The sequence below is a fragment of the Lachnoclostridium sp. genome (assembly GCF_031997925.1).
GTDB lineage: Bacteria > Bacillota > Clostridia > Lachnospirales > Lachnospiraceae > Lachnoclostridium.
In genome coordinates this window covers 83,463-94,743 of the sequence record NZ_DAMADT010000016.1, presented here as the reverse complement: position 1 = coordinate 94,743, position 11,281 = coordinate 83,463, and the positions used below count along the sequence as shown (strand labels likewise).

Genomic DNA, 11,281 nt, shown 5'->3' with positions numbered 1-11,281 from the left:
TTTTCAGCACTTTGTTTTAGATATTTGACCTGTCTACTTGACAGGGGGTATATCAATGAAGGGCTTATCCTTGTGTCGTATTAGGGGTAACTGAGTTGAATGATGTATTATTTGGGAAATCCAGTGATGAAAAATCCAATACTGGCTATGAGTGCAACGGAGATTGCGACAATTGCTGATATAAAAGAGCTGAACTGGTAATGGTTTGAATCTTACTATTTTTCTTTCGATTTCTCGAAATCTCCAATTAGAATAATGATGCAAGATTTTGCAAAAGAGTTCTGGAAATGGTGCAATATTTAAATGAAGGAACAAATTTATGCTTGATAAGCTTGAATATCTGAAAAATATATGGTAAGATTTGTTATATAACCTTTCTGAAGATGTCCCCCGCTTCTTAGCGAAGCGAAAGCGGGGGTAATAGTGGGTGTTCAAGCATCCACTGAGATAGTGGCAGAGCTGCTGTAAGGTTACGAGGAAGTAGCGACGCGGATTCCGAGTATCTGCTTTTACTTAGTATCATAGATGAGCGAAATATTATCATAAATTTGTCTATATATGTAAAACAAATATAACTCATCTAATATTAGCGTGGTTAGTATTCCGATACTTCTAGTTCTATTACAAATTGGAGCATCCTAACCATAGAACATATCATAGGGGATAAGATTAGTATGAAGAAGGTAACAATTCAGGATGTTGCAAAAGAATTGAATTTATCTAGAAATACAGTTGCAAGAGCTTTGAATAATTCTGATACCGTAGCATATGAAACCCGTTATCTTGTTATTAAGAGAGCGTGTGAACTTGGTTATCTTAAATTAGCTCCTGCTGTATTAAACGAATTTAAACTGAAAACGAGTATGAATGATTACAAGACTATTGTTGTTCTTGCTAGACGAGAATTATGTGCATTTTGGAATAGCATTATTATGGGGATTTCCGACGAAGTAAATAAAAATGGTTGTAAGCTTAGGCTGAATTTTATTAGTGATGAGGCTGAAGAAAATCTTACATTGCCATTAGACTTTACAGAGAATGTAGATGCAATTTTATTTATTGGTGTATTCACTAACAAATATACCGATATGATTCTTAAGATGAAGTTACCTACAGTATTCTTAGATCAGCCAGCAAATGGACTTGGCGGCTTTGGTTATAACGATGTTATTGTATGTGAGGGTAAAAATAGTATTCGAATGATAATGGAACATCTAACATCACAGGGTATGAAAAAGATTGGCTTTATTGGTGATGTTACATATTGCGAATCAATAAAACAACGTTATGAAGGTTTTTTAGATGGAATGCGTCTAGCAGACCTTTCTGTCGATCCAGATATTGTTACAGTTTCTCATAAGGCAGATCGTTACTATAAAATTGAAGAAGTGGAAGAAACAATAAGTGCCTTTCCATACATTCCAGAAGCAATTGTTTGTGCGAATGATGATATAGCCTTATATGTCATTCGTTGTTTAAGAAAGCGTGGATATCGTATACCTGAGGACGTGGCTGTTACTGGATTTGATAATATAGAAGGGCTTACCCAGGTGGAGTCAATCTTAACTACCGTAGCGGTTAGGAACCAAAAGGTTGGAAAAAGATTAGTTCAGCAACTATTATGGAGAATGGAAAATCCTGATTTTCCTCGCGAAATAATAAGTATTGAGACACAACCAATTATTCGAATGTCATCGATTCGGAATCTTGAAAATCTAGGATAATAGTATAAGAAAATAAGTATCATGATCCCATAGACTTAGATGTTACAACTAATCAGAAACATAATGTCATTCGACTGTTTCTGGTTAGTTGTTTTATTTTGTAATTGCTTGTAGTCTTTTTCAAAGATAGTTGTTGAGGTATTTTGTAGCGACACGTAAATTGGCTCATAATTTTTTAAACTTAGAGTGGTAATTTTGTAAGGTTAGGAACTCTGCTATATTGAAATTGGTCGAATAGTGCACAAATATAGAGCATTTATGTGCTATAAAATGTTTTTGTAATATAAAATGCATCATTTAATAAAAAATATGATTTGCAAAAAAACATTAAAAAGTTGATTTAGCAATAAATCTATTGTACATATATTACAATATATGCTCGTGTCTTAAAAAATCATATGTTATAATGCATATATGAGAGGAAAATAATGTAATATTCATAGCAAATAAATGCACCATAACGTGCAATATCAATGCATGGTAATAAGAATAACAATGCTTCTTTCTTTCTACTTAAATAACCAAAGTCTAACAATACATAACCGAAGTCTATCGAACATAACCAAAATCTAACGAACATAAACAAAGCCTAACGATACATAACCGAAGGGATGATTTTATTATGAGAAAGCAAAGCTTCTATCTAATGTGTTTACTGATTGGATTATCTGTAAACGGATGCACATCACCTGGGAAAGCAGGAGAGGGTAGTAATCCAAATGATGTTGTGGTAAATACAGAGACTGTGGTAAATATTGATTCACCCACTGCTACGCTATTGCCTACGATGGTACCGATTGAACTTGAAGCGGAAGATGCTCTTCTTAGTGGGAATGTAAAGATAGAAAGTAGTAAAAGTGGATTCTCTGGAACAGGTTACATCAGTGGATTTGAAGACGACGGTGATTTTTGTGAATTTAAGCTTACTATTGAGAGCGATGGTTTTTATGATTTAAACTTCATTAGTGCGGCTTTGGGTGGATACAAAGAAAATTATGTTTTAGTAGATGGTGACAACGTTGGTGTTGCAGTAACCGATCAAAACAAATTCTCAGATTCGAAATTAGAAAGAATATTTCTTGCGAATGGGGAACATAGCGTTAAGTTATCAAAATACTGGGGGTGGGTTGTCGTGGATAAATTAATAGTAACATCCTCCATGGAACTTGATGCAAGTATCTATGAAGTTCCCGCAACATTAGTAAATCAAAATGCTAGTGATCGTGCTAAAAGATTGATGAGTTATTTAACTGATATCTATGGTAACAAGTTCTTATCTGGTCAATATTGTGAGAAAGGAATGTATGGAACAGAAATTTCTGCAATATGGAAAACGACAGAAGGAAAATTCCCAGCGGTTCTAGGCCTTGATCTAATTGATTATACACCATCAAGGGTAGAAAAAGGCAGCAGTTCAAAAGCGATAGAATATGCCATAGAATTTGACGAAAAAGGTGGTATTGTTACATTTTGCTGGCACTGGAATGCACCAACGAAATATTTAACCGGAACTTGGTATCGTGGTTTTTATAAAGAAGAAACAAATATAGATTTAGCTAAGATTATGAATGGTCAAGATGAAGAAGGATATCAATTATTGATGGCTGATATTGATGCTATCGCAAAAGAGCTTCAAAAACTAAAAGAAGCAGATGTTCCTATTCTTTGGAGACCGTTGCATGAAGCTAGCGGCGGATGGTTTTGGTGGGGAGCCAAAGGCGCGGAAGCCTATAAGAAATTGTACATAGTATTATACGATAAATTAACAAAGGAATACGGGCTTAATAACTTAATCTGGATATGGAATGGTCAGGATAAGGAATGGTATCCGGGAGATGAATATGTAGATATGATCGGTGAGGATATTTATCCTGGTGAAAAAGTTTATACCTCTCAGATTAATAAATATTTAGGAGCTTTGAAATATACGAAAGCAAAGAAGATGATCGTACTATCTGAAAATGGATGTCTGTTTGATCCAGATTTAGCAATTCGGGATGGTGCAATGTGGGGATTTTTTGCAACATGGGGTGGAGAATTTGTAACAAAATCTGCTTTGATTAATTGGCTGTCGGAACAGTATACAGAAGAGTATATGGTTAAGAAGGTCTATGCCCATGATAGTGTAGTAACATTAGATAAACTTCCAGACTTAAAGAATTATGAGGTTCATGAATAAGTAGGATATCTATAATGTAATGTCCATTCATGAATAGATAGTATTAATCATGGATTGTATGGAAAATTACTATGAGAGAGGTGATTTAGCCATGATAGAATGGTTAAGCTCTGATGGAAAAATTATTACAACGATGACAAAGATAGGTCATATCATTATGTTGAATGTATTGTGTATTCTATGCTGCATTCCTATTATAACAATTGGAAGCTCAATCACATCATTCTATTATGCAATGGTGAAAACTGTTCGAAAAGAAAGAAGTTATCCATCAAAAGAGTTTTTCAGATCTTTTAAAAGAACATTATTACCAGGTGGTTTCATAACAATCCTCTTAATCATGATTGGAGCTTTATTTTATATGAATAGAGAGTATGTTACAAAAGGGGGAAATACATATTCTCTTACAATCATCATTATTTATGATGCACTTATTCTCTTGTTAATAGGATTTATAACCTACGTCTTCCCGGTACTGTCTAGGTTTCAATTAAAATTAAGTAGTATATTCAAGATGACCTTACTCATGGAATTTAGACATTTACCATATACCATTTTTCTGATTACCGGAACGATATTTTGCGGATTTCTGCTATTGGTGTTGCCATTGCCATTCTGGCTTATACTCCCTGGAGGATGGTGCTTCTTATCCACATTTCTATTAGAGCGTATCTTAAAAATATATACGCCAAAACCACAGGAAGGGGAGGATGCTTGGTATTATGAATTATAAAAAAGAGAAAAGAGTAAAGGATAAATTATCAACTCTTGCAGTTTGTGTATGTGCTACATTGACAAATTTGATGATATGCATTGTTTCGAAAGCAAGACAATGTGCAAACGTAGGAATGAAGGGAAATATGGTAAGAAGACAGAGGTTACGAAGTACATTATCATTTTTTCTGGCAGCGACCATGTTATTTACACCAATTCAGAGTGGAAAGACGGTTTCAGCTGCTGAAAATAAAACAACGGCAGATTACGAAGAAATCGTTGGATCCTACTCCGTCGACAAATCTATAAAACGATACACCATCTACAAGGAAGGTTTTGACAATGTGAAACCTTCGGATGAGTATAGGATAGAAGCAAAAGACTATGTCTATTATATAGAGGGTGAACTAGATTCAAACGGGAAGGAAATAGCAGTAAAACCAAAAGAATTGATTGATTATGAAAGAATGGATGGAACCTCAGTAATAATTTCAGAAACAGGTTTCATTGAATATGAAGTAGATATAAAAAATGCAGGTTTTTATGATATTTCTTTAACTTATTATCCAATCGAGGGAAAGAATTCTGAAATACAAAGGAGCTTCTTTATTGATGGAGAACTTCCCTATGATGAGTTGGCACTTGTTGAATTCTCCAGAGTCTGGTCAAACAACATAACAGAATTCTACCTTAATAAAGATGGAATTATGACTAAGAAGTGGGAAAAAGATAATCAAGGAAATGATTTAAAGCCGACGCTTTATGAAACACCAGAATGGATTACTAGTTACTTATATGATAGCAATGGTTATGTTATCAATCATCTTTCGGTGTATTTTACCGAAGGAGTACATAAAATTTCAATGCTTTCTTTGAGAGAACCGATGTTACTTCGCCGTATTACCTTAAATAATACAACTGAAGTAGTAGATTATAAAACTAAAAAAGCAGAATGGGATGGGATGAATGCAAAGGATACGTCAGGCATCCTTGTAAGGGTCGAAGCAGAATCTGTTACGAAAACGTCTTCCCAAATGTTGTACCCAAAACAAGACCAATCCTCCCCAGCAGTTTATCCTTCTAGCACAAAAGAACTGCTAAACAACACGATTGGAGGCAATTCCTGGCGTTTGACAGGTCAGTGGATGGAATGGGATTTTGAGGTTCCAGAGACCGGTTATTACAATATTGGGTTCTTTACGAAACAAAATTTCGTAAGAGGTATCTATGTTTCGCGAAAAATTACAATTGACGGTAAAGTTTTGTTTAATGAATTAAGTGATTATGGCTTCCGATATCAATCCAATTGGAGATTTGATTCCTTCATGGATGAAAATAAGGAAGCATATAAGATTTATTTAGAAGCAGGAAGTCATACCCTTCGTATGCAGAACGTATTAGGTGAATTCTCCAGTATCATCGGGGAGGTTCAAGAATCCTTATCAAAATTAAACGCCATCTATCGAAAGATAATCCGTATTACGGGTGTGAAACCAGATATTTATAGTGATTATCAGATTGAGGCAAAATTACCGGAGTTAGAAGCAGAACTTATCGACGTACATAATCAACTCGATTCCTCAATCAAACATTTACGTGAGGTAGCAGGAGGAAGTAGCGATAAAGAAGCTGTTTTAGTAACAATGCGTGATCAGTTAGAAGACTTAATAAAAGACCAGGAGTATTTTAAAAAGGTTGTTACTTCTTATAAAATAAACGTTCGCGCTGTAGGTACTTGGTTATCAGGTGCAGTTTCACAGCCTTTACAATTAGATGCTATTTATATCTATTCGCCAGATGTGGATGCGAATATATCTAGAAGTTCTTTTTGGTCAAAATTATGGTACGAGATTTGTAGACTTTTTTATTCCTTCATCATTGATTACAACCAGATTGGCAATGTTTCTGAGAAAGGAAAAGAAACCCATACCATTACGTTATGGGTTGGTACGGGACGGGACCAAGCAAATGTTATCAAATCTCTGATTGACGAGACATTTACGAAAAGAACAGGAATTAACGTAAATGTGATGCTCGTAGATATGGGAACATTACTTCAAGCAACGCTTGCTGGTCAAGGACCCGATGTTGCTATTCAGCTTAATATATCAAATCCGACCTACAATAGTGCCATCCAAAGTTCGAATGATATGCCTATGAATTATGGACTTCGTAATGCAGTTGCTGACTTAAGCCAGTTTAGTGACTTAAAAGAAGTTAGAGAGCGCTTTTTTGATAGTGCTATGGTTCCGTTTACCTATCAAAACCATACCTTTGCCCTTCCGGAGACACAAACGTTTCCAATGATGTTTTATCGAAAAGATATCCTAAAAGAGTTAGGACTTACCTTACCACAAACTTGGGATGATGTGAAAGTTATCATGTCAGTACTTGCTAAGAATCAGATGGAGTTTGGTATGTTGCCAAATGAACTTAATTTCTTGATGCTACTAAATCAGTTCGGTGGCCAGTATTATAACGAAGATGCAACAAAATCTGCATTAGATAGCGATGAAGGTATCAACGCTTTTAAAGAGTATTGTAGTCTATACACAGAGTATAAACTCGATAAAGTTACCAGTGTTGAGGACCGATTCCGTACTGGGGAATGTCCAATTATTATAGCGGATTATTCTGTTTATAATAATTTTCAGGTTTCTGCTCCCGACATCAAAGGGCTATGGGGATTTGCGCCGGTCCCTGGTATGAGGAAAGAGGACGGGACAATTAATCGAAATGTAGCTAGTGTTGGTTCCGCCTGCATTATTATGGAGGCGTCAAAATATAAAGAGGACTCCTGGGAATTTATAAAATGGTGGACTAGTGCAGAAGTCCAAACTCTTTATGGAAAAGAGATGGAAAGTTTAATGGGAGCTTCTGCACGTGTAGCGACTGCGAATAAGGAAGCATTTGAAAGACTTCCATGGCCATCAGCAGATTATACTGCCTTAAAGAAACAGTTTGAAAGTGTTGTAGGTACACGTCAGGTACCGGGTGGTTACTTTACTTGGAGAAATATTGACAATGCATTCTATAAGGTTACGACGAATACGGATTCTGCATCAGCAAGAGAATGTCTAATGGATAATATCATCTATATTAATGATGAAATCAATTACAAGAGAAAAGAATTTCATATGCCATTGGCAAATGACTAAGGATAAGGAGGGGATATTTTGGCTAAGAACCAGCAAGACATATTAATTGAAGTAAGAAAGAAATCGACATTAAGAAAGCGAATCGTCAAAAGTAAAACTTCCTACCTTATGATGGCTCCTTACCTAATATTATTCTTTTTATTTACCGTGTTACCAATTCTGGTTTCCGTTATTTTAAGTTTTACTTATTTTAACATGTTACAAGCACCAACATTTATTGGATGGGCAAACTATACGAAACTATTTTTGGAGGATAATATATTCCTCATCGCTTTAAAGAATACGTTACTCTTTGCAATCATTACAGGACCAGCAAGTTATTTATTATGTTTATTGTTTGCATGGATTATTAATGAGTTTCATGGTAAATTAAGAGCCTTCTTAACCTTAGTTTTCTATGCACCTTCCATCTGTGGGCAGGCATATTTAATATGGAATCTAATCTTTACCGGAGATCGTTATGGAATCTTGAATGGTTTTTTAATGAATCTAGGTGTCATTAATGAAGCAAAGATTTGGATGAAGGATGCGAAGTATATCTTACCATTCCTTATTGTAGTGCAATTATGGCTAAGTCTTGGTACTGGGTTCTTGGCATTTATTGCAGGATTACAGACGGTTGATCGTACCTTATACGAAGCGGCAGCAGTAGATGGAGTTAGGAATAGATGGCAAGAACTTTGGCATGTGACACTACCAGCCATGAAGCCTCAATTAATGTTTGGTGCGGTAATGCAGATCACTCAGTCCTTTGCTATCGCGGATGTATCCATACAATTGGCTGGTAATCCAAGTGTGAATTATGCTGGTACTACAATAGTAACGCATCTACTTGACTATGGTACTTATCGCTTTGAGATGGGCTATGCATCCGCTATTGCAACCGTTTTATTCTTACTGATGGTAGGGACGAATAAACTTGTTCAAAGATTACTAAGAAGGGTAGGGGAATAAGGTGGCTAGAGATTACATGAAGCCTAAAAGGCGATTATTTCGTAGACAAAAGCAGCTAAATCGTTCCGCTGCCGGGAATGGGCTTTTATTTACCTTGATGTTTTTCTGCGGTATCTTTATGGCCCTTCCGCTCGTTATGATTGCCAATAATGCACTAAAGCCATTGGATGAAATTTTTAAGTATCCTCCGGCAATCTTCGTAAAGAATCCTACCTTAGAAAACTTTACGGACCTATTTGTATTGATGAATGATACTTGGGTACCATTCTCAAGGTATATTTTTAATACCTTTATTATCACAGGATTTGGAACGGTTGGTCACGTTATAATAGCATCACTTGCTGCCTATCCGTTAGCAAAGCATGACTTTCCAGGAAAGAAAATCATCTTTCAAATGATCGTATTATCTATGATGTTTTCATGGACAGTAACACAGATTCCAAATTACATGATAATTTCACTCTTACATATAAACAACACTTACTTAGCATTGATACTTCCAGCATGGCAATTTGGTATGGGTCTCTATTTGATGAAACAGTTTATGGAACAGATTCCAACCTCCCTAGTTGAATCATCAAGACTAGATGGTGCAAGTGAATGGAAGACCTACTGGACTATTATTATGCCTAATGTAAAGCCGGCATGGTTAACGCTCGCAATCTTTCAATTTCAACAGATGTGGGGGAATACCGGAAGCACTTTCCTCCGAAGTGAAGAATTAAAACCTTTACAATTTGCCCTACAACAGATTACAGCAGGCGGTGCGAAAAGAGCGGGTGCTTCCGCAGCGGTTAGTTTTATACTGGCAGCAATCCCGATTACTTTCTTTTTAATTTGTCAAAGCAATATTCTTGAGACGATGACAACATCAGGTATGAAAGAATAGGAGGATAGTGAATGAAGCTTAAGAAGCTAAAGAAGCTAAAGAAGCAAATGCGAATCGCTGTAATAATCACTACCCTAATCTTTTGTATGATGTTTGGCAATGTGACAGCGTTAGCAAATGATCATGTTCCGTACGATACTTATAACTACGATTATCGTGATTATATCGTACATACACCAGCTGCATATGTACCAGATCATAGTATTTCAGGTGTATCCTTTGGAATCGGAGCTTTTAATAATCCACAAGATTTATGCATTGCACCAGATGGGCTTGTATATATTGCGGATACCAACAATAATCGTATCGTTGTGTTAAATGATACCATGACAAAATTGGTCAGGGTAATTAAGGAATTTGATAACAACGGTACTCTTGATCGATTTAACCGTCCTTACGGCGTAGCAATCTCGAAGAAAAATGAGCTTTACATCGCAGATTCTGAGAACAAACGAATCGTGGTTCTGAGTTCTGAGGATCAATTTATAAAGATTGTAGATAATCCGCAGAGCGATGTTTTAGAAGAAGGTTATGTTTTTACACCGCTAAAGGTTACTGTAGATTATGCTGACCGTATCTTTTGTATCGCGAAAGGTATGACAGAAGGGATTATGGTTTTTGACTCGAATGGTCAATTTACCAGTTTCTACGGAACCATAAAGGTTGAGATTACATTATGGGAGAAGTTTTGGCGTAGATTATCTACAAAAAAAGAGAGGAGTAGACAGTCACTATTTATCCCGACAGAATTTACAGGAATCGATATCGATGAAAAAGGTTTTATTTTTGCGTCAAATATTGATAATGCTGGAGAACAGGCGGTACGTAGACTAAATCCTAGTGGGGAAGACGTTATAAAAAAAGGAGTAAAGAAGAACGTAGGTGGGGATTTAAGAACCGGTGGAATGAACGTCTACGCTGGGCCAAGTAAAATCGTAGATGTGGTATATCGAAACAATGGGATTTATTCCATCTTAGATTCCAGAAGAGGAAGAATATTCACCTACGATTACGAAGGAAACCTCCTTTATATCTTCGGGGGGCTTGGCTCACAGGCGGGTACCTTTGTTGCTCCAGTAGCAATTGAATCATCAAATAATATGATTTTAGTATTAGATTCTACCAGAGCAGAAATTTTAGTGTTTCATGCAACAGAATACGGAACGTTAATTAATGATGCAGTAGCGCTTCGTTTTGATGGGGATGAATCGTTAGCAGTTGAAAAATGGGAGCAGGTGTTAAAGCTTGACGAAAATTTTGAAATTGCTAATGTGGGTATCGGAAAAGCTTATTTATCCAAAGGGGAGAATAAGTTGGCAATGAATTATCTGAAACTTGGTATGAGCCGCGAGTATTATTCCATTGCCTACAAACGCTATCGTAATGAAATTTTGAAAGAAAATCTAAGTTTTCTACTTACGGGGCTTGTTGTTATTCTAGTGGGAAGTATGATTACAAAATCAATCATAAGAAAACGAAAGAACATAGTAGATGATACGGATGGAGGTGGATTAGAATGAAACGTTGGTTTTCAAAGGAAAAACTATTATATCCGTTTTATATTCTGACTCACCCAGCAGACGGGTACTATGAGCTAAGGCACAGAGAGCGAGGAAGCGTCCCAATTGCCTTAATCATAACAGCATTATTTAGTTTTTGTTAT

The 11,281-nt window shown here is 36.1% G+C and carries 7 protein-coding genes; all 7 read left to right on the top strand.

What is annotated here, in order from left to right:
• The first annotated feature begins 674 nt into the window (after positions 1–674).
• The 7 genes from RTP52_RS11820 to RTP52_RS11790 all read left to right on the top strand — a co-directional run bounded on the left by RTP52_RS11820 (position 675) and on the right by RTP52_RS11790 (position 11,138).
• Positions 675–1,724 (top strand): LacI family DNA-binding transcriptional regulator, encoded by a 1,050-nt coding sequence (locus tag RTP52_RS11820; RefSeq protein WP_312371521.1) that lies wholly within the window; start codon positions 675–677, stop codon positions 1,722–1,724.
• Positions 1,725–2,346: 622 nt separating this feature from the next.
• Positions 2,347–3,903 carry a glycosyl hydrolase gene (locus RTP52_RS11815; RefSeq protein WP_312371520.1) on the top strand — a complete coding sequence of 519 codons (1,557 nt, stop codon included), beginning with the start codon at positions 2,347–2,349 and terminating at the stop codon, positions 3,901–3,903.
• A gap of 91 nt (positions 3,904–3,994) precedes the next feature.
• On the top strand, positions 3,995–4,636 hold the full coding sequence (locus tag RTP52_RS11810; protein ID WP_312371519.1) for a YesL family protein: 642 nt from the start codon (positions 3,995–3,997) through the stop codon (positions 4,634–4,636).
• Positions 4,626–7,775 carry an extracellular solute-binding protein gene (locus RTP52_RS11805; protein WP_312371518.1) on the top strand — a complete coding sequence of 1,050 codons (3,150 nt, stop codon included), beginning with the start codon at positions 4,626–4,628 and terminating at the stop codon, positions 7,773–7,775. The genes RTP52_RS11810 and RTP52_RS11805 overlap by 11 nt, the downstream gene beginning before the upstream one ends.
• Before the next feature lie 18 nt (positions 7,776–7,793).
• Positions 7,794–8,729 (top strand): carbohydrate ABC transporter permease, encoded by a 936-nt coding sequence (locus tag RTP52_RS11800; RefSeq protein ID WP_312371515.1) that lies wholly within the window; start codon positions 7,794–7,796, stop codon positions 8,727–8,729.
• 1 nt (position 8,730) lies between these two features.
• Positions 8,731–9,618 carry a carbohydrate ABC transporter permease gene (locus RTP52_RS11795; RefSeq protein ID WP_312104684.1) on the top strand — a complete coding sequence of 296 codons (888 nt, stop codon included), beginning with the start codon at positions 8,731–8,733 and terminating at the stop codon, positions 9,616–9,618.
• 11 nt (positions 9,619–9,629) lie between these two features.
• Positions 9,630–11,138 carry an NHL repeat-containing protein gene (locus tag RTP52_RS11790; protein WP_312371513.1) on the top strand — a complete coding sequence of 503 codons (1,509 nt, stop codon included), beginning with the start codon at positions 9,630–9,632 and terminating at the stop codon, positions 11,136–11,138.
• Positions 11,139–11,281: the final 143 nt, after the last annotated feature.